Origin of the sequence: Kocuria sp. CPCC 205297 (genome assembly GCF_040981035.1) — a bacterium.
Classification (GTDB): domain Bacteria; phylum Actinomycetota; class Actinomycetes; order Actinomycetales; family Micrococcaceae; genus Kocuria; species Kocuria marina.
The window spans coordinates 255,579-277,999 of the sequence record NZ_JAVKPY010000003.1 but is presented as its reverse complement, the minus strand read 5'-3'; the positions used below and the strand labels follow the sequence as shown (position 1 = coordinate 277,999).

Below are 22,421 nucleotides of genomic sequence, written 5' to 3'. Positions count from 1 at the left end.
GAGGTTCGTCAACCGTGACTTACGTAATTGCGCAGCCGTGCGTGGATGTCAAGGACAAGGCCTGCGTGGAGGAATGTCCCGTGGACTGCATCTACGAGGGCGAGCGATCCCTGTACATCCACCCGGACGAGTGTGTGGACTGCGGTGCGTGCGAACCGGTGTGCCCCGTGGAGGCCATCTACTACGAGGACGACCTCCCCGAGGAATGGGCCGAGTACTACAAGGCGAACGTGGAGTTCTTCGACGATCTGGGCTCTCCGGGTGGGGCCGCCAAGCTCGGCAACACCCACAAGGACCACCCCATGATCGCGGAACTGCCCCCGCAGAACCAGGACTGATCCGGTGAGCGTGGCCCGCGGATTCGGTCTGAACCTGCCCGACTACCCCTGGAACTCCCTCGCGCCGTACCGCCGGACCGCGCAGGAGCACCCGGATGGTGTGGTGGACCTGTCCATCGGGACCCCGGTGGACCCCACGCCGCTCGTGATCCAGGATGCACTCGCCGCCGCCGCGGACGCCCCCGGGTATCCCACGACGCACGGGACCCCCGCGCTGCGGGAGGCCGTGGCCGCGTGGTTCGCCGATCGTCGCGGTGTGCCCGATCTGGACCCGGACGCCGTGATGCCCACGGTGGGGTCCAAGGAACTCGTCGCGTGGCTGCCGCTGTTGCTGGGTCTGGGCCGGGGCGACGTCGTAGTGCGTCCCGTGGTCGCCTACCCCACGTACGACATCGGGGCGCAGATCGCCGGCGCCGAGGCCGTGGCCGCGGACTCGCTGGACGAGCTCGAGCCCTCGGTGCGCGAGCGCGTGCGCATGGTGTGGGTCAACTCGCCGGGCAATCCCACGGGCATCGTGCGGGACGCGCAGAGTCTCAAGCGGCTCGTGGACCAGGCCCGCTCGCAGGGGGCCGTGGTGGTCTCCGACGAGTGCTACGCCGAGCTCGGCTGGGGTCAGTGGGATCCCGCACGCGGTGGCGAACCCGTGCCGTCCGTCCTGGACCCGCGCGTGAGCGGCGGGGACACGTCCCTGCTGTTCAGCGCGTACTCGCTGTCCAAGCAGTCGAACCTCGCGGGCTACCGCGCGGCGTTCCTCACGGGTGACCCCGCGCTGATGCCCTCGCTCATCAACTCGCGCAAGCACGCCGGGATGATCGTGCCCTATCCCGTGCAGGAAGCCATGCGCGTGGCCCTGGGGGACACCGCGCACGTGACGGCGCAGAAGAACCTCTACCGGCAGCGGCGCGAGGCACTCAAGCCCGCCGTGGAGGCCTTCGGGCTCACGATCGAGCATTCCGAGGCCGGCCTGTACCTGTGGGCCACCGCCGGTGAGGACACGTGGGACACCGTGGAACGCTTCGCCCGCCTGGGCATCGTGGTGGGCCCCGGGACCTTCTACGGGGACGCCGGGCACGGCTACGTGCGGCTGTCCCTGACCGCGAGCGACGAGCGCATGGCGGCCGCCGTGCAACGGCTCTCAGGCGCCGTCTGAGCCCGTCGCACACGGGTGGGCAAGTGGAATCCCGATCACACCAACGGGTAGGTTGGTGGGGAATGACAACGTGTTCCCGCCCGGTGCGCACCGACCCGAACCGCCACGACGGCGTGGGGGTGAACCGCACCGCGAACCCGTCGTGGAACACCTAGCGAACCGTGAAGGACACATCATGGCAGAGGCCAAGAAGTCCACCGACAAGGTGGAGCTGAACTACGAGAAGGGCAAGTCCCTCGAGCTCCCCGTGCTGGAGGTGACCGAGGGCAACAAGGGCTACGGCGTGGGCTCCCTGCTCAAGGAGACCGGCAACGTCAGCTTCGACCCCGGGTTCGTGAACACCGCGAACACGCGCTCCACCGTGACCTACATCGATGGCGCCCAGGGCATCCTGCGCTATCGCGGCTACCCCATCGAGGAGCTTGCGGAGCACTCCAACTTCCTGGAGACCGCCTACCTGCTGATCTACGGCGAGCTTCCCACGCGTGAGCAGTACGAGGACTTCCAGCACCGCATCACCACGCACACCATGGTGCACGAGGACATCAAGATGTTCTTCAACGGCTTCCCCCGCTCCGCGCACCCCATGCCCGTGCTGTCCTCGGCCGTGTCCGCGCTGTCCACCTTCTACTCGGACTCCCTGGACCCGTTCAACAAGGAGCAGGTGGAGATCTCCACCATCCGCCTGCTCGCAAAGGTCCCCACTCTGGCCGCGTACGCGTACAAGAAGTCCGTGGGCGAGCCGCAGCTGTACCCCCACAACAACCTCAACTACGCGGAGAACTTCCTGCGCATGTGCTTCGGTGTGCCCGCCGAGGACTACGAGGTGGACCCGGTGGTCGCCAAGACCCTGGACATCCTGTTCATGCTGCACGCGGACCACGAGCAGAACTGCTCCACCTCCACGGTGCGCCTGGTGGGTTCCTCCCACGCCAACATGTTCGCGTCCGTCTCCGCGGGCATCAACGCCCTCTACGGCCCGCTGCACGGCGGTGCCAATGAGGCCGTGCTGGCCATGCTGGACCAGATCCAGAACCGTGGGCTCTCCGCGGACGAGTTCATGGAGAAGGTCAAGAACAAGGAGGACGGCGTCCGCCTCATGGGGTTCGGGCACCGTGTCTACAAGAACTACGATCCCCGTGCCCGCATCATCAAGGGCTACGCGCACGACGTCCTGGCCAAGATGGGCGGCAACAACGAGCTGCTGGACCTGGCCATCGGCCTGGAGGAGAAGGCCCTCGCGGACGACTACTTCGTGGAGCGCAAGCTCTACCCGAACGTGGACTTCTACACGGGATTGATCTACAAGGCCATGGGCTTCCCCGAGAAGATGTTCACCGTGCTCTTCGCGATCGGCCGCCTGCCCGGCTGGATCGCGCAGTGGCGCGAGATGATCGAGGACCCCGAGACCAAGATCGGCCGCCCCCGCCAGCTCTACGTGGGCGAGGGTGAACGCCACTACCCGACCGCCAACTGAGTTCCCCGGTCAAACCGACGAGCCCCGATCACCGTTCGGTGATCGGGGCTCGTTCGTCGGTGCGGGGCGGTGACGCGCGGCGGCTCCGGAGGGCCGGGCCGACGTCAGCGCGCGCCGCGCCCGCTACCCGACGACGCCGCCGCTCGGCTCAGCCGTCGTAACCGTTCGGGTTGTTCTTCTGCCAGTTCCAGTGGTCCCGGCACATGGTGTCGATGTCCCGGTCCGCGGACCAGCCCAGTTCGGCGAGGGCGGAGGAGGGATCGGCGTAGGACACAGCGGCGTCGCCGGGGCGGCGCGGGGCGATCTCATAGGGGATCTCCCGGCCCGAGGCCTTCTGGAATGCCTCGCGGACCTCCAGCACGGAGTAGCCGCGGCCGGTGCCCAGGTTCCACACGTGCACGCCGTGGTCCCGGCTGATCCGGTCCAGAGCACGTAGGTGTCCGTCCGCGAGGTCCACCACGTGGATGTAGTCGCGCACGCCGGTGCCGTCCGGGGTGGGGTAGTCGTCGCCGAAGACCATGAGCTTCTCGCGCCGGCCCACGGCCACCTGCGCGACGAACGGCATGAGGTTGTTGGGGATCCCCGAGGGGTCCTCACCGATCCGCCCGGACTCGTGCGCGCCCACGGGGTTGAAGTAGCGCAGGAGGGCCACGGACCAGCGGTCATCGGAGGCCGCGAGGTCCGTGAGCATGTCCTCGATGTGTTCCTTGGTACGGCCGTACGGGTTCTGCGCGTCCATGGACAGCTTCTCGGTCAGCGGCATGGTCTCCGGGGCGCCGTACACGGTGGCCGAGGACGAGAACACTATGCTGCGGCACCCGTTCTCCTCCATGGCCCACAACAGGTTCACGGTCCCGCTGACGTTGTTCGTGTAGTACCACAGCGGCTTCTGCGCCGATTCCCCCACGGCCTTGAGCCCCGCGAAGTGGATCACGGCGTCCGGGCGGTGCTGCGCGAACACGCGGTCCAGACCCTCGCGGTCCAGCAGGTGCACCTCTTCGAACGCCGCGACGTCGCGTCCGGCGAGTTCCGCCACCCGCTCGAGCGACGTCTTGGTCGAATTGGACAGGTTGTCCAGGACGACGACGTCGTGCCCCGCCTCGAGCAGCGCCAGAACCGTGTGCGAGCCGATGTACCCGGTTCCCCCGGTGACAAGAATCTTCATGGTCCCCACCCTATCCAGTGGACCTCACGAAAACGCGCGGCCGGGCCCGCGAGCTGCGGGACCCGGCCGAGCGGCGTCGTCGTCGCGATCCGTGGACGCGCGACGGCGGGGATCAATTGGCGTGCAGTGCGGCGTTGAGCTCCACCGTGCTGCCCTGGCGGGGCAGCGCCTCCACGGCGCCGTTGGTGGAGTTGCGGCGGAACAGCAGGTTGTTCACGCCGGAGAGCTCGGACGCCTTGACCACGCGGGGTTCGGCGTCACCCTCGATGAGGCTCACGCGGGTACCGGCGGTGACATACAGGCCGGCCTCGACGACGCAGTCGTCACCCAGGGAGATGCCCACGCCCGCGTTGGCGCCCAGCAGGCAGCGCTGGCCCAGCGTGATCCGCTGCTTGCCGCCGCCGGACAGCGTGCCCATGATGGATGCGCCGCCGCCCACGTCCGTGTGGTCCTGGACCACGACGCCGGCGGAGATCCGGCCCTCGACCATGGCCTCGCCGAGCGTGCCGGCGTTGAAGTTCACGAACCCCTCGTGCATCACGGTGGTGCCCTCGCCCAGGTAGGCACCGAGGCGCACGCGGTCCGCGTCACCGATGCGCACACCCGAGGGCACCACGTAATCGACCATGCGCGGGAACTTGTCCACGCCGAGCACGGTCACGGTCCCGCCGGCGCGCAGGCGCAGCAGGGAGCGGGTCAGTTCCTCCGCGAGCACGGGACCGCGGCTGGTCCACGCCACGTTCGCGAGCTTGCCGAAGACGCCGTCCAGGTTGAGGGTGTTGGGCCGCACCAAGCGGTGGGACAGCAGGTGCAGGCGCAAGTAGGCGTCCGCGGCGTCCTGGGGTGCGTCGTCCAGGTTGATCACGGTGGTCACGATCTCGGACCGCACGTTGCGATCCGGGTCCGTGGTGGCGGCCACGCGCAGATCCGCCTCGTAGCTCGTGTCCGGGTTGGCGCTCAGGCTCGGCGCCGGGTAGAAGACGTCCAGCACGGTCCCCTCCCGCTCGCCGGAGTCCACCACGGTGGCCAGCCCCACTCCGGAGGCGATACGGGAATTCTCGGTGCTCTCGCTCGTTGAAGTCATGGGCCCATCCTAAAAGATGCCCCGTGACCCCCGGTGTAGATGACCCGGCCCACGCGGCTCGTCATTGAGGCCCCTCGGCAGCCGACCGCGACGCCCACTGCGGGGCGCAGGGGCGAACTGTAGGCTGGCACGCATGAGCTCAGACGCTTCCGTGACCCTCGACCTCACCATGGATCCCGCGGATCTGACCGCCGCGCTCGTGGACGTGGAGTCCGTGTCCGATCACGAGGGCCCCCTGGCCGACGCCGTCGAAACAGCCCTGCGCGCTCTGCCCCATCTCAGTGTCCACCGGGACGGGGACACCGTGATCGCCCGCACGGACCGCGGCAGAGACGAACGCGTGATCCTCGCCGGCCACCTGGACACCGTGCCCCTGCCCACCGTGGAGGGATCGCTGGGCGGGGTCCCGGCCACGCGGCGTCGGGAAGCGGACGGGGACGTGATCTACGGCCGCGGCACCACCGACATGAAGGGCGGTGTGGCCGTCCAACTGGTGCTCGCGCACGAACTCACCGAGCCCAACCGGGACGTCACCTACGTGTTCTACGACCACGAAGAGGTCTCGAGCGATGCGAGCGGGCTGGGCCGCGTGATGCGCAACAGCCCCGAACTGCTCGAGGCGGACTTCGCGGTGCTGCTCGAACCGACCAACGGGACCGTGGAGGGCGGGTGCAACGGCACCATGCGTTTCCGGATCACGACCCACGGCAAGGCCGCCCACTCCGGGCGCTCGTGGATCGGGGAGAACGCGATCCACAAGCAGGCGGACGTCCTGGCCCGGCTGAGCGCGTACGAGGCGCGCACCGTGACCGTGGAGGGCCTCGACTACCGCGAAGGGCTCAATGCGATCCGGATCGGCGGGGGAGTCGCGGGCAACGTGATCCCGGACACCGCGTGGGTCGAGGTCAACTACCGCTTCGCCCCGGACAAGTCCCTCGAGCAGGCACAGGACCACATGCGCGAGGTCTTCACCGGGTACGAGCTCGAGTGGCAGGACCTCTCGCCGGCGGCCCGTCCCGGGCTGGACCGGCCCTCCGCCGCGCAGTTCGTGGCCGCCGTGGGGCGGGAGCCCATGCCCAAGTACGGCTGGACGGACGTCGCCCGCTTCTCGGAGGCCGGGGTGCCCGCCGTGAACTTCGGCCCCGGGGACGCCCTGCTCGCCCACACCGACGACGAGCACGTGTTCGACGACGCCGTCCGGGCCTGCCACCGTGCGCTCGCGTCCTGGTTGTCCTGAGCGCGGGGTGATCGGGTATCCGATCCGCGGCGGGAGAGGTTGGCTCGAGTACTCACCGCGTTGCATGCCGCAGGGGAGTTCTGCGGCGTCGTGCAGCACGAGAACGTAGCCTGGTGGGCATGCACACCCCTGAGACACCGCACGAACGTTCCCTACCCCCCGAACGTCACAAGGGGCCGGTGGTGCTGCGCCGCAAACAGCTGCATCGGCGCACGTCCGACCAGCGTTTCCTGGACCAGCGCCCCGCCGAACCGGACGACTTCACCCGCACCGACCCGTGGCGCGTCCTGCGGATCCAGGCGGAGTTCGTCGAAGGCTTCGACGCACTCGCGAACCTGGGCCCCGCCGTCTCGGTCTTCGGGTCGGCGCGCACCGCGCCGGGGCACCCGGAGTACGAGCTCGCGCGCGAGCTGGGCCGGGAAATCGGCAAGGCCGGCTACGCCGTGGTCACGGGCGGCGGCCCCGGCGTGATGGAGGCCGCGAACAGGGGAGCGGTGGACGTGGGCGCGCACTCGGTAGGGATCGGCATCGAGCTGCCCCACGAACAGCGCCTCAATGACTGGGTGGACCTGGGCATCAACTTCCGCTACTTCTTCGCGCGCAAGACCATGTTCGTGAAGTACAGCCAAGGCTTCGTGGCGCTGCCGGGCGGCTTCGGTACGCTCGACGAACTCTTCGAGGCACTGACCCTCGTGCAGACGGGCAAGATCACGCGTTTCCCGGTGATCCTGGTGGGCACGGACTACTGGGGCCCGTTACTGGACTGGATCACCACCACGCTGGTGGCCGACGGCAAGGTCTCCACCGCGGACCTCGAACTGTTCCGGGTCACGGACAGCGTGGCCGAGGTCGTGGAGATCCTCACCGCGGTCCACGCCGACGACGACGGCATCCCGGTCTCCGACCCCGCCCCGGGTGCCTCTCCCGTCCCGGGGAGGACAGCGGTCGACGCCGCGGCGCCCGGTTCCGGGGGCGACGACGCCGCTCCCGCGGATGGCGCCCCCGGTTCCGGCGCGTGAGTTCCACGGCGGTGGCGGACCCCGCGCGCAGCGCGCACGACTCCCGTGCGGGGAGGATGCGTCGACTGTGGGCGGCGGCTCCGTGGTGGCTCGCCGTGCTCGTGGTCTACGGGGTGTCGCGGGTCTGGGGCTGGGCGGTGTTCACGGTCGTGGGTGCCCAACAGGGTCCCGGGCCGTGGGGCAACGGCGCCCTGGGGTACCTGGATTTCGTGAACACGTGGGACGCCGACTGGTACCACACCATCTTCCGGGAGGGGTATCCGTTCCAGGTGCCCCGGGACTCGCTGGGCACGGTGTCCGAGAACGCGTGGGCGTTCTACCCCGTGTTCCCGCTGCTCGTGCGCGGCATCGACGCACTGACCGGGACCGGGTGGGCCGTCACGGCCGCCACGGTGTCCCTCGTGGCCGGTTTCGGTGCGGCCCTGGTGTTTTACCGACTGGTGTGCCAAGCACCCGTGATGGCCGGGCCCCACACTCCCGGGGGCGTCTCACGCCCGGCACTGTGGGCCGTGGCTGTGTTCGCGTTCAACCCCGTGGCACCCGTGCTGCAGACCCCGTACGCCGAGGCGCTGAGCATGCTGTTCTTGCTGAGCGCCATGCTGTGCGTCGTGCGGGACCGGCCCGTGTGGGTCACCGTGTTCGTGGTGGCGCAGGCACTGACCCGACCCACCGGCGTGGCCCTGGCCGCGGCGCTGGGGGTGTGGTGGTTGTGGCGCAGCGTGGGGGACGTGCTCGCGCGACGTCGGGCGTGGTACCGGTGCCTGGACCGCTGGCTCGTGGTGGCGCTGATCGCGTGTGCTGCCGCCCTCGCGTGGCCGGCCATCGCGTGGGCCGTCACGCGGGAGCCCATGGCCTACACCGAGACGGAGGCCGCCTGGCGCGGGAGCCAGCACGTGATCCCCGTGCTGCCGTGGTTCCACGAGGCCACCGATCTGCTGGGCCCGATCGCCGGACTCGTCGCTCCCGTGGTGCTCGTGGCGGCGGTCGTGATGCTGTTGCGCTCGGACACGGTCAAGCGGGCCCTGCCGTTCTTTGTCCGTGTGTGGATCGCGGCCTACGGGTGCTATCTGCTGCTCGTGCTCAACCCGCAGAGCTCCACGTTCCGGTTGCTGTTGCCGTGGGCGCCGCTCGCCGCCGCCCTGGTGCACGTGAGCGACTCGCGCGCCTATCGGGTGCTGCTCGTGATCTTCGGGGCAGTGCTGCAGATCGTGTGGGTCGGGTGGCTGTGGCACTGGAAGCAACTACCCGGCGGTGGCGACTACCCGCCGTGACCCCGCGCGGCGGCCCATGCCGCAGGCGCTGTCCACACACGCGCTGTGCGCTACGGCACAGATGGTTCCGAGCGCTCCCGGGTCGTGTGCCGGGTCACGGTACTGGCTGAGCGTTCGATAAGATAGCGAGCGTAAGTACTCACGAAGAGGAGCTCATAAATGGCGGCCATGAAGCCGAGGACGGGTGACGGACCCATGGAGGTCACCAAAGAAGGACGCAGTCTGATCATGCGGGTCCCCCTGGAAGGCGGAGGGCGTCTGGTGGTGGAACTCAAGTCGGACGAGGCCGCGGAATTGCGCGAGTGCTTGGCTTCGGTGACGCAGTAGCACGGACACACCCCACGCCCGTGTCGCGAGGGCCCCTCACCTCGAGTGAGGGGCCCTCGCGACGTTCGGGGCTCAGAACGCCCAGTGGCTCCCGAGGGTGAGCCCCGCGGCCACCGCGAGCAGACTCCACAGGACGGTTCCGAGCACCGACACCACCGCGGCCCCGGCACGTTGTTCTCGCGCGAGCCGTACGGCGTCCACCATGGCCGTGGAGAACGTGGTGTAGCCACCGCACAGCCCGGTGCCCAGGGCGAGCGCCCACACGGGTCCCAGAACCGCGCTCAGTCCGGTGACCACACCGAGCATGAACGACCCCGTCACGTTGATCAGCAGTGTGGCCGCGGGGAAGGTGGGAGCCCACCGGGCGGTGACCCCGCGGTCCACGAGGAAACGCAGGACCGCTCCCACGGCGCCGCCCAGGGCCACGGCGGGCGCCGCGATCACCGCGCCGCTCCCGCGGTGGGCGTGCCGCGGCGTCGTCCCCGGAGCCAGGCGCCCACCGCGAGACCCGCGGCCGCGGTGGCCAGCCCCGCGACGAGCATCAGCACCGCGTCACCGAACGCGGCCGCGCTCGCCCCGGAGCGCACGCGCTCCCACAGCTCCAGTGCGAAGGTCGAGTAGGTGGTGAACCCGCCGAGAAGTCCGGTGCCGAGCAGCATGCGCGCGGTGTGGGCACCACGGCGCTCGCGGCCGGGGCGGGTGAGCGCTTCGAGCAGCAGCCCGAGCAGGAAGGCGCCGGAGGCATTGACCGCGAACGTGGCCCACGACCACCCGGATCCTGCCGGAAGCACGAGGGACACCCACCAGCGGGCCAGACTCCCCGCGGCGCCGCCGAGGGCCACGAGTCCGGCGTCCTTGAACAGGGAGCCGCTCACAGCCGGACGGCCAGCAGTACACCCGTTCCCGTGGGCACCACGGCCGTGGACAACCGCGGTTCGTCCCGCAGGGTGCGCACGACGTCGCGCATGATCACGGTCTCCTCCTGGCGCTGCGCGGGCTGGGGGACTAGGTCCTGGTGCAGGGCGTCGTTGACCACGAGCATCCCGCCGTGACGCAGCAACCGGGCACCCTCGATGACGTACTCGGCGGTGTTGACCACGTCCGCGTCGATGAACACCATGTCGTACGCGTTCTCGGTGAGCCGCGGCAGCACCAGGGAGGCCGCACCGGAAATCGTGCGGGTGCGTTTGGTTTCGAAACCGGCCTCGCGGAACGTGTCCCGCGCGGCGCGCAGGGCCCGGATGTCGGTGTCGATGGTCGTGAGGACGGACTCGGACGGCATCCCGCGCAGCAGCGCGAGCCCCGAGACGCCCGCACCGGTGCCCACTTCCACCACGGTCGCGGGGCGGGACGACGACGCCAGGACGGTCAGCAGCGCCGCGGTGGCCGGGGTCACGGGGTCCAAGCGCAGGGCCAGGGAGCGCTCGCGCGCACGGAAAGCGGTTTCGTCCTCCGTGGCGTAGGCCTCGCAATAGGCCCAGCTCGTGGTTTTATCCGTGCTCATGGACGCGGCGTGCCCTTCACTGCTGTGTGTGCCCGGATCCCCGCGGACCCAGCGCTTCGACGTGGCGAGCCCGGCGTCATGTCCGGGCTCACGGTGCTTCAGCTTATCGCGGTCTGAGGGCACCGCCGGGAACGCCCGGTCGGTGTCCAGATCGCTGTCAGAATCCTGCCGCACAATTGGGGCGTCGAACGCGGCCGCCGCAGGGCGGTCGCAGCAGGGGACGAACAGGGAGGGGGACGGGGTGTCCACACGGGTCGCGGGTCGCAGCAGGGTGCGCCGGCCCTGGCGTCGGCCGAGTCGGCGGGCCGTGGGTCTCATGACCGCCTTCGCGGCCTGCGTGTGCGTCGCCCTGCTGGCCACCGCCGTGTGGAGCGTGGGCAAGCAGGTGCAGCAGCGCCAGAGCGCGGACGCTCGGTCGGAGGCCACGTGGTCACCCGGTCCCCGGGGAATGGTAGACACCACCTCGGAGGCCGACATCCAGAGCCTGCGCGCCCGGGGGTGGGCCGTTCCGGGTCTGGCCGCGAAGGGGTACTCGGTCGCGGACATCCAACAGTTGCAGGTGGGGGGCCAGCCCGTCGTGGCGGTGGCCCTGCACAACGATCACGGCTCGGTGACCATCGTGGAGCAGCGCGGCGACATCAATCCCGACAACCCCATGGACGGCATCACCGGGCTCCCCGTGGGCGCCGAGGGCATGCACCGGTCGGTGCTCGACGGCGCGCGGTTGTGGGTGGACCGCTCCCAACCGTGGCGCGCGGTGATGGTGCGCCCGGACGCCGTGTACACCCTCACATCGGACACCGCACCGGCCACCCTGGCCCAGACCGTGAGCGCCGTCGTGGCGGAGGACCGGGGACGGGTCAGCCTACCCTCGCAGAAGGACGAGAGTTTCGGGGCCACGGTCGCGGACGGACTCAAGGAAATTTTCGGTTAAGGACCGCCCCCACCGGGGCGTTCCACGACGTTGATAGGCTCAGCGGGTGTTCGGGATTTCAGGCGGGGAAGCCATCATCATTCTCATCGTGGCCCTGGTGATCATCGGGCCCGAGCGGTTGCCCGAGTACGCCGAGAAGTTCAAGGACATGGTCAAGTCCATCCGGCGCTACGCCACGGGTGCCACGGACGATCTCAAGGCGACTCTCGGCCCGGAATTCTCGGACCTCGACTGGCGCAAGCTCGACCCCCGGCAGTACGACCCGCGCGTGATCGTGCGTGAAGCGCTGCTCGAGGACGACGAGGAACAGAACCGCCACCAGTACGAGGCCTCCACCGTGGCCGCACCCACGGTGCGACGGCTCGCACGAGGCGAACGCGCCCCGTTCGACACCGAGGCCACGTGAGCCGTCGAGCGCGGCGTGAACAGACGGGTAGGTGCCGGGCGAGCGGGAAGCGGGCCGTGCGGCGGCGTCGTCCCGAGGGAGATCGCTCAACCGCGCGGCGTGATGCCCAGATTCTTACCGGCCAGCCCGCGGCCCTGCTGATCCAGGGCGCGCGCGACGGCCCACAGCTGCTCGGCGGCGGGGGAGTTCGGCCGATCCCATACCGCGGGCACGCCGCGGTCCGAGGCCTCCCGCACGGTGACGTCCAGGGGGACGCTGCCGAGCAGGGGGACGGGGTAGCCCAGGCGCTCGGACAGCGAGCTCGCGATCGTCTCGCCACCGCCCGCTCCGAAGACCTCCATGCGCGTGCCGTCCGGCATGACCATCGCGGACATGTTCTCGACGACGCCCGTGACCTTCTGCTCGGTCTGCTCGGCGAGCGTCCCCGAACGCTGGGCCACGCTCACGGCGGCGTGCTGGGGCGTGGAGACCACGACCACGCCCGAGCGGGGCAGCAGCTGACCCACCGAGATCGCGATGTCCCCCGTGCCCGGGGGCAGGTCCAGGAGCAGGTGGTCCAGGTCCCCGAAGTGCACGTCCGTGAGGAACTGCTCCACCGCGCGGTGCAGCATGGGGCCGCGCCACGCCACGGGCTGGGCGGGATCCACGAACATCCCGATCGAGATCACCTTGAGCACCCCGCGCGAGCGGTGACCGGCCCCAGCCGCGCTGTCCTCGGGCCGGCGGTCCGCACCCTCCGGGACCTCCACGACGGGCGGCAGGATCATGTCCTCCACGCGCGTGGGTGGTTGAGCGATCCCCAGAAGACCGGGTACTGAGAAGCCGTGGATGTCCGCGTCCACGATGCCCACGGTGCGTCCCATCGCGGCCAGCGCGGCGGCGATGTTCACCGTCACGCTGGACTTTCCCACCCCGCCCTTGCCGCTCGTGATCGCGTGCACGCGGGTGAGTGAATGCGGGTCCGCGAACGGGTTGGTGCGGTGGTGCCCGAGCTTCTCCTGCAGTTCCTGGCGCTGCGCCGGGGTCATCACACCCACGTCCACGGCGACGTCGCGGACGTCCGGGAGCTCGTTCAGGGCGGCACGGAGATCCGCTTCGATCGTGGTGCGCATGGGGCACCCGGAGACCGTGAGCAGCACGGTCACGCGTGCCGTCCCGCCTTCGAGGACGGCCTCGGGGATCATCCCGAGCTCGGTCACCGGGCGGCGCAGCTCGGGGTCGATCACGCCGTCCAGGGCTGCGCGCAGTCGGGGGTCGATGGTGCTCCCGTTCACTGATGCGGTCCTTCCTGCTCGGGGTCCTCGAGCTCGATCTTCTTCGCACGCGGGGCCCTGGTGGAGCCGTCGGACTTCTTGCCCTCGGACTTCTTGGTCTTGGACTTGGTGGCCTGGGACTGCGCGGCGGCCTGACCGGCGGCGCGGCGGTCCTGGTCCTCGAGGATCTCCTCGAGCAGCCCGCGCAACTCGGAGCGGACGTAGTCGCGGGTCGCGACCTCGCGCAACGCGATGCGCAGGGACGCGATCTCCCGGGTGAGGTACTCGGTGTCCGCGAGGTTCTGTTGCCCGCGTTTACGGTCCTCCTCGGCGACCACGCGGTCACGGTCGTCCTGCCGGTTCTGCGCGAGCAGCAACAAGGGAGCGGCGTAGGAGGCCTGCAGCGAGAGCATCAGTGTCAGCAGCGTGAAGTTCAACGCGCGCGGATCGAACTGCATGCTCTCGGGCGCCAGGGTGTTCCACGCCAACCACACCGTGACGAACACGGTCATCCACAGCAGGAACTGGGGCGTGCCCATCCAGCGGGCGAAGGACTCCGTGAGCCGCCCGAAGGCGTCCGGGTTGGGGCGGAAGCGGGTCAGGTACCCCGGGCGTTTCTCGCGCGGTTGGTCCAGGGGGCCGGGCGAATACTGCGAGGACGCGCTGCGCCGGGGATTACTCATACCGCTTACCCACCTTCCGGACCGGGGTTCCGTCGTCGTACGTGCGCCAGTCCTCGGGCAGCAGGGCGTCCAGGACGTCGTCGATCGTGACCGCACCCACGAGCCGGTCCTGGTCGTTGACGACCGGCAGGATCGTGAGGTCGTACGTGGCCAGTTCGCGAGCGACGTCGGCTAAGGACGCCTGGTCCGAGACGGGCTCGATGGACCGATCGATTAGGTTACCAATCGCCTCGGGCGGCGGGTAACGCAGCAGTCGCTGCGTGTGCACGAGACCCAGGTACTTACCCGTGGGGGTCTCGAGCGGCGGGCGGCACACGAGCACCGCGGATGCCGCGGCCGGGATGATCTCCTCCTGGCGGATGTGCGCGAGCGCTTCCGCCACGGTGGCCTCCGGGGGCAGCACGATGGGGACGGGCGTCATGAGCGAACCGGCCGTGCCCTCCTCGTACTCGCGCAGGCGTCGGACGTCCTCCGCGTCCTCGGGTTCCATCATGGTGATGAACCGCTCGGCCTCCGCTTCCGGCAGTTCGTTGAGCAGGTCGGTCGCGTCGTCGGGGTCCATCTCGGCGAGCAGCGTGACGGCGCGCTCGTTGTCCAGGTGGGTCAGAATGAAGACCTGGTCGTCCTCCGGCAGCTCCTCGAGCACGTCCGCGAGCCGCTCGTCCTGCAGTTCCGCCGCGATCTCGAGCTTGCGCTTGTCCGGCATGTCCCGCAGCTCGTCCGCGATGTCCGCGGCCTGGTCCTCCTCGTGCTGCGCGATCCACTGCGTGGCCGGTTGCGGCCCCGCGTTGGACGGGTCGTCCGCGTCCTCCCAGTCCACCACGAGCGTCTGATTTCGACGCCGGATCAAGCCTCCCGTGGCCTGCGACCTGCGCACGAACAACTGCGAAATGACCCAGTCACCCCGGTTGTTGCTCTTCTCCATGGCCACGTCCTCGATCGTGGCGGTCCCGGAACCGTCCAACAGCACCACGGTGCGGTCGAAGAGCTCGCCCACGGCCAGCGTCTCGGCACCGCGCTGCTCGAAGCGGCGCAGGTTCACGAGCCCGGTGGAGATGATCTGCTCCGCGTCGATGCTCGTAACACGCGTCATGGGCACGAACACACGCTTCTTCCCGAGCACCTCCACCACGAGACCCACGACGAGCGGGCGGGTGCGCACCGACGGTTTGCTACCCGGGCGCAAGAGCACCACGACGTCGCGCAATCGCCCCAGGCGGTCGCCCAACGGGTCGAAGACGTCCAGGCCGATGAGTCTCGCGACGAAGATCTTGGAAAGGTTTGTGCTCACCCGCCCAGCCTAGTGAACCGTGCTGTGCGGTCCCATTCCTGGAGTGGGGGATCAGAACCCGGGCAATACCGGTTGCTGGGCACCCGATCCGGGGTGGGTTCACCGGCCGCCGTGTTCACCCGCTGCGATGATCCAGGGTTTTCCCGGCGGGCTCGTGGGTGACTACGGGACAATGGATGGCATGAGCAACTCGAAACGAGGCCCCGCCCAACTGTCCATCGCCCCGGAAATGCCCCGCGGTGAGGTGGTGGGCCGTTACCGGACCTACGCCCTGGCGCAGAAAGCCGTTGACTACATGGCGGACGAACACTTCCCCGTGGCCATGGTCTCGATCATCGGCAGCGACCTCAAGTCCGTGGAGCAGGTCACCGGTCGGCTCTCCTACCCCAAGGTCGCCCTGCAGGGTGCGCTCAACGGTCTGGTCTTCGGCGCGTTCTTCGGCCTTTTGATGTCCCTGCTGGGCGGGGCCAACATGGCTTCGTCCCTGTTGCTCACCATGATCCTCGGTGGCGCGTTCTGGATGCTCGTGGCCACCATCACGTACGCCATGTCCCGCGGCAAGCGGGACTTCACCTCGACCAGCAGGATCGTGGCGGGCAGCTACGAGGTCCTCGCCGCCCCGGAAGTCGCGGGTCAGGCCCGCCAGGTGCTCAACGGCATGGAGGGCGGCCACGTGGTGGGGCAGCGCGGGCAGAACTCGGGTCAGGGGTACCGCGGTCCCTCCGGTCCGCAGGGCAGCCAGTACCCCGGTGGCCCGCAGCACGGTGGACCGGCCCAGGGCGGTCCCGTCCAGGGCGGACGGCCGGGCGCTCCGGGTCAGGGCGCCCCGGTTCACGGTGCTCCGGTGCAGGGTGATCCCGGGGGACAGAACGCTCCCGGCAGTTCCGAGCCGCGCTACGGTGTGTTTCTTCCGGGTGCAGATCAGCAGCAGGAAGACACCAACCGCTCCGCGAAGTTCCCGGACCTCCCGGACGGACGCCCGCAGTACGGTATCCGGCTCGAACCCTCCGACGCCGCCCCGGCCGGTGGACAGCCCGCACCGCAGGCCCCCGCGAACGCCGCCGCTCCGTCCCACCCCGCGGCCGACGCTCCCGCTCCCTCCACAGACGGGGCGTCATCGGGCACGATCCCCGCGAACCCGGCTCAGTCGGCCGGCCGCGCGGCGCCGTGGACACAGCCGGGTACCCCCGAGGCACCGCGCGAGGGCGGGTCCACCCCGCACAACGGACAGGACACGACCCAGCGGCCGCACGGCGAGGACCAGCGCTGACCCACGGCACACGCGCAACAAAATTTCGGGCACGCCAGAGCCACAAATGGTGCCCGAAGGTGGCGCAGGAGTGACTGGGAGTTCGGCGGCGTCACGCACAGAGAGCGATCCCCGGGTCCTGACATGCGGGCCCGGGGATCACTCTCCAGGTGTTCCGGGGGGTTACGCCGCGGGGCCCGCGCTGGGGCCCACGTTCTCGTCCCGGTTCCAGATGCCCTGGATCCACGACTCCACGTCGTCGGGGTTGCGGGGGAGGGCCTCGGAGAGGTTCTCGTTGCCCTGCTCGGTGATCAGCACGTCGTCCTCGATGCGCACACCGATGCCGCGGTACTCCTCGGGGATCGCGAGGTCCTCGTTTTTGAAGTACAACCCGGGCTCGATCGTGAACACCATCCCCGGCTCGATCACAGCGTCCAGGTAGAGTTCACGCTTGGCCTGGGCGCAGTCGTGCACGTCCAGTCCCAGGTGGTGGCTCGTGCCGTGCGGCATCCAGCGGCGGTGGTGCTGACCGGCCTCGGACAGGGAGACCTCCGCGGACACCGGCAACAGCCCCCATTCCTCGAGCCGCTGGGCGAGCACCTTCATGGCCGCGGCGTGGAGGTCCCGGAACTTGTTACCGGGGACGGCGACGTCGAACGCGGCGTCCGCGGCGTCGAGCACGGCCTGGTAGATCCGGCGCTGCACGTCCGTGTAGCTGCCGGTCACGGGCAGGGTGCGGGTGAGGTCCGCGGTGTAGAGCGACTCGGCCTCCACACCCGCGTCCACGAGGATCAGCTCGCCCGGCTTGACCGAGCCGTTGTTGCGGATCCAGTGCAGCACGGTCGCGTTGTTCCCGGACGCCGCGATGGTGTCGTAGCCGAGGTCGTTGCCCTCAAGCCGGGCGCGGGAGAAGAACGCGCCCTCGACGACGCGCTCGCCGCGTTCACCGCCGATCGCGCGCGGCAGCACGGAGACGATGTCCTCGAAACCGCGGATCGTGGCCGCCACGGCCTCACGCAACTGCCCGATCTCGTACTCGTCCTTGATGAGCCGCAGCTCGCTCAGGGCCTCGGCCAGGGTCGCGTCCTTGGTGTCCGACTGCTCGAGGTCCACGCCCGTGTTGATCCGGGAGGTGTCCACGAGCGCGTCCATGTTCAGGTCCACGTCCCGCACCAAACGAATGCTGAGACCACCCAGGGCGGTGTTGCCGGCGTCCTTGGTGACCGCGGTCTCCAGAGCGGAGAGGTCCTCGGTGGGCAGCGCGAATTCGTCACGTAATTGCGCCAGCGTGGGGCGGGGCCCCACCCAGAACTCACCGTTCTTGGCATCCGCGTAGAACTCCGCGGAGTCCCGCCCGGCCATGGGGTGGAAGTACAGGGTGGAGGTGTGGTCGCTGCCGTCGTCTCCCTGACCCTGCTCGGTGGGTTCCATGACCAGCACGGCCTCGGGCTCGTGGTCCACTCCCATGCCCGTGAGGTGCGCGAACGCGGAGTGCGGGCGGAAGCGATAGTCGGTGTCGTTCGAGCGCACCTTGGGGGCGCCCGCGGGGATCACGAGGCGCTCGCCGGGGAACATCCGGGAGAGCCGGGCACGGCGCTGAGCGGCGAACTCCGCGACCTCGGCGCGCGGCGTCGTCGTGTGCTCCGGAGCGGCCCAACCCGAGGCCATGAACTCGCGGAACTCCGCGTTGTCGGGGCGCTGCGAGCGGTTGTCCACCCGCTCGTCCATGGGCTGCGCGGCGTCCTCGCTCGCGTGATGGGAAGCGGTGGGGTGTGCTGAGCCTTGGCTCATGGACGCGGTCATCTCCTTCGGGGCGCGGGCTCCCGCGCAGGTCGCGATGCTGGCGGAATGTTCTCGTCCATGGTGCCACGCCGGTCAACCCTGGCCCGTGGGCAGCGAGGACCGGGCGATCGGTAGCGATGGCTCGGCCTCGTCCGGTCGGCGCGTATCGCGGGCCGACCCACCGCGGTCCGCGGGTATCGTGGAGGTGATGAGAATCGACCTGCACACCCACTCCAACGCGTCGGACGGCACGGAGTCCCCGGCGGACGTGGCCCGCGCGGCACACCGGGCCGGTCTCAACGTCTTCGCGCTCACCGATCACGACACCACCGCGGGGTGGCAGGAGGCGGGGGACACCGCCGTGTCCCTGGGGGTCGCGTTCGTACCCGGCATGGAGATCACGTGCACCACCGCGGGCGGTATCTCGGTGCACATGCTCAGCTATCTGCACGGCCCGGACCACGCACCGCTGCTGGACGCGATCGAGGAGTCCCGGCGCAGCCGACTCTCCCGCGCGCACAAGATGGTGGACCTGCTCGCGCAGGACTACCCGATCAGCTGGGACGACGTCATGGCCCACGTGAGTCCCGAGGCCACGGTGGGCCGCCCGCACATCGCGGACGCCCTGGTGGAGCTGGGCGTCGTCCCAAACCGCTCCGCCGCGTTCTCGGACATGCTCTCCGGGCGATCTAAGTACTACGTGCGGCACATGGCCCTGGACCCGGTGCAGGCCATCAAACTCGTGCGCGCGGCGGGCGGGGTCCCGGTGTGCGCGCACCCCATGGCCCCGTTGCGCGGTCGCGTGGCCACCCCGGCTGATTTCAACGCGATGATCGACGCCGGTCTGGCCGGCGTGGAAGTCGCCCACCGGGACAACCCGGACGAGTCCCGCGCGGTGCTCATGAAGCTCGCCGCGGACCACGATCTCATCGTCACGGGATCCAGCGACTACCACGGCGCGGGCAAGCCCAATCGGTTGGGGGAGAACTCCACGTCCGTGCGTTCGCTCACGAGGATTTGCGAACAGGCCACCTCCGGGGTGGAGGTCCGCTGGCCGTGAGGCCGGGGCGCACGGCACGGTCCTGACGACGTGTCGAAGAACAGTCGGGATGCAGCGGCTCGTGAACCGGATCAGGACGCGCTGAACACCGCCGTATCCGGCAGGCGCCGACGCATGACGTCCACGGCCTCGGGGTTGGAGTCCACGCACACGAACTTCCGGCCCAGTTGCTCGCTGACCGCGCCCGTGGTCCCCGAGCCTGCGAAGAAGTCCAACACCCAGTCCCCGGGACGCGAGGACGCCGTGACGATCCGGCGCAACACCCCGGCGGGTTTCTGCGTGGGATAACCGGTCTTTTCCTTGCCCGTGGGGGAGACGATCGTGTGCCACCACACGTCCGTGGGCAGCTTGCCGCGCGCGGCTTTGACGGGACCCACGAGCCCCGGGGCCATGTACGGCTCCCGGTCCACGTCCGCGGAGTTGAAGTGGTAGGCGGTCGGATCCTTGACGTAGACCAGGATCGTGTCGTGCTTGGCCGGCCATCGTTTGGCGGTGCGTCCGCCGAAGTCGTAGGCCCAGATGATCTCGTTGAGGAAGCACCGGCGGCCGAACAGCGCGTCCAGCAGCACCTTGACGTAGTGCACCTCGCGGTAGTCCAGGTGCACGTACAGCGTCCCGTGCGTGGCCAGCACGCGCCGGGCATGCATCAGCCGGGGTTCCAGGAAGCCCAGGTAGTCCGCGAACGAGTCCTCGTAGCGCAGCAACGAGCCCATGATCGTTTCGTAGGAACGCCCCGCGAAGCCCACGCGATCGCCCTCGCCCGCGGTAACGGGGACGGAGCGAGTGGTGCGGCGCACCTGGTCCCTGCCCGTGTTGAACGGGGGGTCCAGGTACACCAGGGAGAACGCCTCGTCCGGCAGCCCCTCCAGCACGCTGAGGTTCTCACCGTGCACGATCGCGCTGGTGCCCTCCGCATCGAATGCGAAGGGCTCCCACTGCGCCATCTACTCTCCCGCTGCAGAGGACTGCTGCGCCTGCTGACCGCCCTGGGCAGCCTTGTTCTGCCCCGAGGAACGACGACGCCGCCGGCGCCGCTTGGTGCCCTCGCCCGTGTCCTCCACGGAGGTCTCCCGGGAACGCTCGCCCTGCTCGGAGCGGGGCCGCTGGTTCTCCGCATGGGAGCGCCCCGCGGAGCCGCCGCGGGGGTCGGAACCGCCCGAGCGGCGTCGTGCGCCGGAGCCGTTGCGGCCACCGGAACCACCGCGACCGTCGCGGCCCGAACGCTTCTCGGAGTGCTGCGGCCTGCCGTCACCGAGGTCCTCGAGCTCCTCGGCGTCGAGGCCCTCGAGCGTGCGCTGCGACTTGGGCAGCTTGCCCTTGACGCCGCGCGGGATGTTCAGGTCCGTGTAGAGGTGATCGGAGGACGAGTAGGTCTCCACGGGTTCGGGCACGCCCAGCTCGAGGGCATTGTCGATCAGGCGCCAGCGGGGGACGTCGTCCCAGTCCACGAACGTGATGGCCGTGCCCTTGTTGCCCGCGCGCCCGGTGCGCCCGGTGCGGTGCAGGTAGGTCTTCTCGTCCTCGGGGCACTGGAAGTTGATCACGTGGGTGACGTCCTCAACGTCGATCCCTCGCGCGGCGACGTCCGTGGCCACAAGCACGTCCACCTTGCCGTGACGGAACGCGCGCAGCGCCTGCTCGCGGGCACCCTGGCCCAGGTCGCCGTGCAGGGGAGCGGCGGCGAAACCGCGGTGGATGAGCTCGTCCGCGAGCTTGGCGGCCGCGCGTTTGGTACGCGTGAAGATGATGGTCCGTCCCCGGCCCTCGGCCTGCAGGATGCGCGCGACGACCTCGTCCTTGTCCAGGTGGTGGGCGCGGTAGATGACCTGACGGATGTCCTTCTTGGTGCTGCCCTCGTCCGGGGCGGCCGCACGGATGTGCATGGGCCGGGACATGTACCGCCGTGCCATGGCCACCACGGGGCCGGGCATGGTCGCGGAGAACAGCATGGTTTGGCGCACCTGCGGAACCGTGGCCAGCAGCTTCTCCACGTCCGGGAGGAAGCCCAGGTCCAGCATCTCGTCCGCCTCGTCCAGCACGACCATGCGCACGTGGCTCAGGTCCAGGAAGTGCTGGCGGTTGAGGTCGATCAGGCGTCCGGGGGTGCCCACGACGACCTCCACGCCCTTTTCGAGCTCGGCGATCTGCGACTCGTAGGGGCGGCCACCGTAGATCGTGGCCACGCGGGCGTTGCGGGTCTTGGCGGCGATCGCGAGGTCGCTGCCCACCTGGACCGCGAGCTCACGTGTGGGGACCACGATCAGTGCCTGGGGGGCGCCGGGCTTCTTCAACTGGGCCCAGCCGTCGTCGTCACGGCCCACGGCGCGCTGCAGTGCGGGGATGCCGAAACCGAGGGTCTTGCCGGTACCGGTCTTGGCCTGGCCGATGATGTCCTGGCCGGACAGCGCGATGGGCAGCGTCATGGCCTGGATGGGGAACGGGGAGGTGATGCCGTGCTCGGCGAGCGCGTCCACGATGTCCTGGCGGACGCCGAAGTCCGCGAACGAGGACTCGGTCACGGGTTCGGCGGTGTCGACCGCCTGGGTCCCGGCCTCGTCCGGCTCGATGATGTCGTGTTCGGGTGTTGCAGTGATATCGGTCACGAATGTCCTTCACGGGTCGGCGCGGGGCACCACACCGGATCATCGGCCGGGCCGTCCCGGAGGACGGAGCGGCACGAAGCGGGGGCCGCCGCGCTGTGAGAGGAAGCCGATCGTGAAACGCACCCCGCCCGGGCGCTCAGCGGAAGGCGCGGGACCTTCCGGGCGCGGGCCGAAGCCGGGTAACAAGTGAACGTGACGGTCTCATGGGACGACCGGTCATCCTGATAAACACGTCCAGTGTACCCGCAAAACGGTGAGGCCCCCGGACGCGGTGGTCCGGGGGCCTCACGGCGTGGGCGGTTCAGCCGAGGGGCAGGGGGGTGAAACCCACCTTTCGCTTGGTCTCCTGGCCGGTCTCCACGTAGCCGATGCTCGCGGAGGGGACGACGGTGGTGGAACCCTTGGTGTCCCGCAGCACGAGCGGTGCGCCGGAGCTCAGCGCCTCCGTGACCTTGGTCTGCACCTCGTCCGCGGAGAGGTCGGCGTTGACCACGAGCTCGCGGGCCACGTTCTGAATCCCGATCTTGATTTCCATGAGTACCTCCTGCGGCGTCACCGGCCCACGGTGATCACGGGCCGGACCATGTC

General features: G+C 69.6%; 23 protein-coding genes. 11 read left to right on the top strand and 12 right to left on the bottom strand.

What is annotated here, in order from left to right; all coding sequences use genetic code 11:
- The first annotated feature begins 14 nt into the window (after nucleotides 1-14).
- From fdxA to RF650_RS04235, 3 genes are all read left to right on the top strand, one after another.
- Nucleotides 15-338, top strand: a complete 324-nt coding sequence (gene fdxA, locus RF650_RS04245; RefSeq protein ID WP_131332594.1) for a ferredoxin — start codon at nucleotides 15-17, stop codon at nucleotides 336-338.
- Nucleotides 339-342: 4 nt separating this feature from the next.
- Nucleotides 343-1,488: a succinyldiaminopimelate transaminase gene (gene dapC, locus RF650_RS04240; RefSeq protein ID WP_368814152.1), complete on the top strand. Its 1,146-nt coding sequence runs from the start codon at nucleotides 343-345 to the stop codon at nucleotides 1,486-1,488.
- Between the two features lie 175 nt (nucleotides 1,489-1,663).
- On the top strand, nucleotides 1,664-2,965 hold the full coding sequence (locus RF650_RS04235) for a citrate synthase (RefSeq protein ID WP_131332596.1): 1,302 nt from the start codon (nucleotides 1,664-1,666) through the stop codon (nucleotides 2,963-2,965).
- Nucleotides 2,966-3,113: 148 nt separating this feature from the next.
- Here RF650_RS04235 and galE read toward each other — a convergent pair whose 3' ends face one another.
- Both galE and dapD read right to left on the bottom strand, forming a co-directional pair.
- Nucleotides 3,114-4,130: a UDP-glucose 4-epimerase GalE gene (gene galE / locus RF650_RS04230; RefSeq protein ID WP_368814151.1), complete on the bottom strand. Its 1,017-nt coding sequence runs from the start codon at nucleotides 4,128-4,130 to the stop codon at nucleotides 3,114-3,116.
- 112 nt (nucleotides 4,131-4,242) lie between these two features.
- Nucleotides 4,243-5,214, bottom strand: a complete 972-nt coding sequence (dapD, locus tag RF650_RS04225; RefSeq protein ID WP_368814150.1) for a 2,3,4,5-tetrahydropyridine-2,6-dicarboxylate N-succinyltransferase — start codon at nucleotides 5,212-5,214, stop codon at nucleotides 4,243-4,245.
- 133 nt (nucleotides 5,215-5,347) lie between these two features.
- On the opposite strand from dapD, the gene dapE reads away from it, so the two are divergent.
- From dapE to RF650_RS04205, 4 genes are all read left to right on the top strand, one after another.
- On the top strand, nucleotides 5,348-6,451 hold the full coding sequence (gene dapE, locus RF650_RS04220; protein ID WP_064846067.1) for a succinyl-diaminopimelate desuccinylase: 1,104 nt from the start codon (nucleotides 5,348-5,350) through the stop codon (nucleotides 6,449-6,451).
- Nucleotides 6,452-6,570: 119 nt separating this feature from the next.
- A complete protein-coding gene (locus RF650_RS04215; RefSeq protein ID WP_368814149.1) occupies nucleotides 6,571-7,470 on the top strand; it encodes a TIGR00730 family Rossman fold protein in 900 nt (299 codons plus the stop codon).
- Complete coding sequence (locus RF650_RS04210; RefSeq protein WP_368814148.1) at nucleotides 7,467-8,741, top strand: hypothetical protein; 1,275 nt, start codon at nucleotides 7,467-7,469, stop codon at nucleotides 8,739-8,741. The genes RF650_RS04215 and RF650_RS04210 overlap by 4 nt, the downstream gene beginning before the upstream one ends.
- Nucleotides 8,742-8,900: 159 nt before the next feature.
- Nucleotides 8,901-9,068, top strand: coding sequence for a DUF3117 domain-containing protein (locus RF650_RS04205; RefSeq protein WP_064846068.1), 168 nt, complete (start codon nucleotides 8,901-8,903; stop codon nucleotides 9,066-9,068).
- Nucleotides 9,069-9,140: 72 nt separating this feature from the next.
- On the opposite strand, the gene crcB is transcribed toward RF650_RS04205, so the two are convergent.
- The 3 genes from crcB to RF650_RS04190 are packed head-to-tail and all read right to left on the bottom strand — an operon-like array spanning nucleotide 9,141 to nucleotide 10,572.
- The gene (gene crcB / locus RF650_RS04200) at nucleotides 9,141-9,512 is read right to left on the bottom strand and encodes a fluoride efflux transporter CrcB (RefSeq protein WP_368814147.1); all 372 of its coding nucleotides are present in this window, start codon (nucleotides 9,510-9,512) and stop codon (nucleotides 9,141-9,143) included.
- Nucleotides 9,509-9,943, bottom strand: coding sequence for a CrcB family protein (locus RF650_RS04195; protein WP_368814146.1), 435 nt, complete (start codon nucleotides 9,941-9,943; stop codon nucleotides 9,509-9,511). The genes crcB and RF650_RS04195 overlap by 4 nt, the downstream gene beginning before the upstream one ends.
- The gene (locus RF650_RS04190) at nucleotides 9,940-10,572 is read right to left on the bottom strand and encodes an O-methyltransferase (protein WP_064846071.1); all 633 of its coding nucleotides are present in this window, start codon (nucleotides 10,570-10,572) and stop codon (nucleotides 9,940-9,942) included. Before RF650_RS04190 ends, RF650_RS04195 begins: the two co-directional genes overlap by 4 nt.
- Before the next feature lie 316 nt (nucleotides 10,573-10,888).
- On the opposite strand from RF650_RS04190, the gene RF650_RS04185 reads away from it, so the two are divergent.
- Both RF650_RS04185 and RF650_RS04180 read left to right on the top strand, forming a co-directional pair.
- Entirely contained in the window at nucleotides 10,889-11,506 is a 618-nt protein-coding gene (locus RF650_RS04185; RefSeq protein ID WP_368814145.1) for a hypothetical protein, read from the top strand.
- 46 nt (nucleotides 11,507-11,552) lie between these two features.
- The gene (locus RF650_RS04180; RefSeq protein WP_085107176.1) at nucleotides 11,553-11,912 is read left to right on the top strand and encodes a sec-independent translocase; all 360 of its coding nucleotides are present in this window, start codon (nucleotides 11,553-11,555) and stop codon (nucleotides 11,910-11,912) included.
- A gap of 86 nt (nucleotides 11,913-11,998) precedes the next feature.
- On the opposite strand, the gene RF650_RS04175 is transcribed toward RF650_RS04180, so the two are convergent.
- Genes RF650_RS04175 through RF650_RS04165 form a run of 3 tightly spaced genes read right to left on the bottom strand, consistent with a single transcriptional unit; the run spans nucleotide 11,999 to nucleotide 15,139 of the window.
- On the bottom strand, nucleotides 11,999-13,186 hold the full coding sequence (locus RF650_RS04175; RefSeq protein ID WP_368814144.1) for a P-loop NTPase: 1,188 nt from the start codon (nucleotides 13,184-13,186) through the stop codon (nucleotides 11,999-12,001).
- Nucleotides 13,183-13,848 carry a DUF1003 domain-containing protein gene (locus tag RF650_RS04170; RefSeq protein WP_241246790.1) on the bottom strand — a complete coding sequence of 222 codons (666 nt, stop codon included), beginning with the start codon at nucleotides 13,846-13,848 and terminating at the stop codon, nucleotides 13,183-13,185. Before RF650_RS04170 ends, RF650_RS04175 begins: the two co-directional genes overlap by 4 nt.
- Nucleotides 13,841-15,139: a CBS domain-containing protein gene (locus RF650_RS04165; protein ID WP_035965335.1), complete on the bottom strand. Its 1,299-nt coding sequence runs from the start codon at nucleotides 15,137-15,139 to the stop codon at nucleotides 13,841-13,843. Before RF650_RS04165 ends, RF650_RS04170 begins: the two co-directional genes overlap by 8 nt.
- 181 nt (nucleotides 15,140-15,320) lie before the next feature.
- On the opposite strand from RF650_RS04165, the gene RF650_RS04160 reads away from it, so the two are divergent.
- A complete protein-coding gene (locus tag RF650_RS04160) occupies nucleotides 15,321-16,409 on the top strand; it encodes a general stress protein (RefSeq protein WP_368814143.1) in 1,089 nt (362 codons plus the stop codon).
- Nucleotides 16,410-16,571: 162 nt separating this feature from the next.
- Here RF650_RS04160 and RF650_RS04155 read toward each other — a convergent pair whose 3' ends face one another.
- The gene (locus RF650_RS04155; protein ID WP_144997951.1) at nucleotides 16,572-18,179 is read right to left on the bottom strand and encodes an aminopeptidase P family protein; all 1,608 of its coding nucleotides are present in this window, start codon (nucleotides 18,177-18,179) and stop codon (nucleotides 16,572-16,574) included.
- Nucleotides 18,180-18,378: 199 nt separating this feature from the next.
- On the opposite strand from RF650_RS04155, the gene RF650_RS04150 reads away from it, so the two are divergent.
- A complete protein-coding gene (locus tag RF650_RS04150) occupies nucleotides 18,379-19,230 on the top strand; it encodes a PHP domain-containing protein (protein ID WP_368814142.1) in 852 nt (283 codons plus the stop codon).
- A gap of 71 nt (nucleotides 19,231-19,301) precedes the next feature.
- Here the strand turns inward: RF650_RS04150 and RF650_RS04145 are convergent, their stop codons facing one another.
- The 3 genes from RF650_RS04145 to RF650_RS04135 all read right to left on the bottom strand — a co-directional run bounded on the left by RF650_RS04145 (nucleotide 19,302) and on the right by RF650_RS04135 (nucleotide 22,368).
- Nucleotides 19,302-20,174, bottom strand: coding sequence for a site-specific DNA-methyltransferase (locus RF650_RS04145; protein ID WP_368814141.1), 873 nt, complete (start codon nucleotides 20,172-20,174; stop codon nucleotides 19,302-19,304).
- Nucleotides 20,175-21,797: a DEAD/DEAH box helicase gene (locus tag RF650_RS04140; RefSeq protein WP_368814156.1), complete on the bottom strand. Its 1,623-nt coding sequence runs from the start codon at nucleotides 21,795-21,797 to the stop codon at nucleotides 20,175-20,177.
- A 337-nt stretch (nucleotides 21,798-22,134) separates the two neighbouring features.
- The gene (locus RF650_RS04135; RefSeq protein WP_368814140.1) at nucleotides 22,135-22,368 is read right to left on the bottom strand and encodes a DUF3107 domain-containing protein; all 234 of its coding nucleotides are present in this window, start codon (nucleotides 22,366-22,368) and stop codon (nucleotides 22,135-22,137) included.
- Nucleotides 22,369-22,421 lie beyond the last annotated feature (53 nt).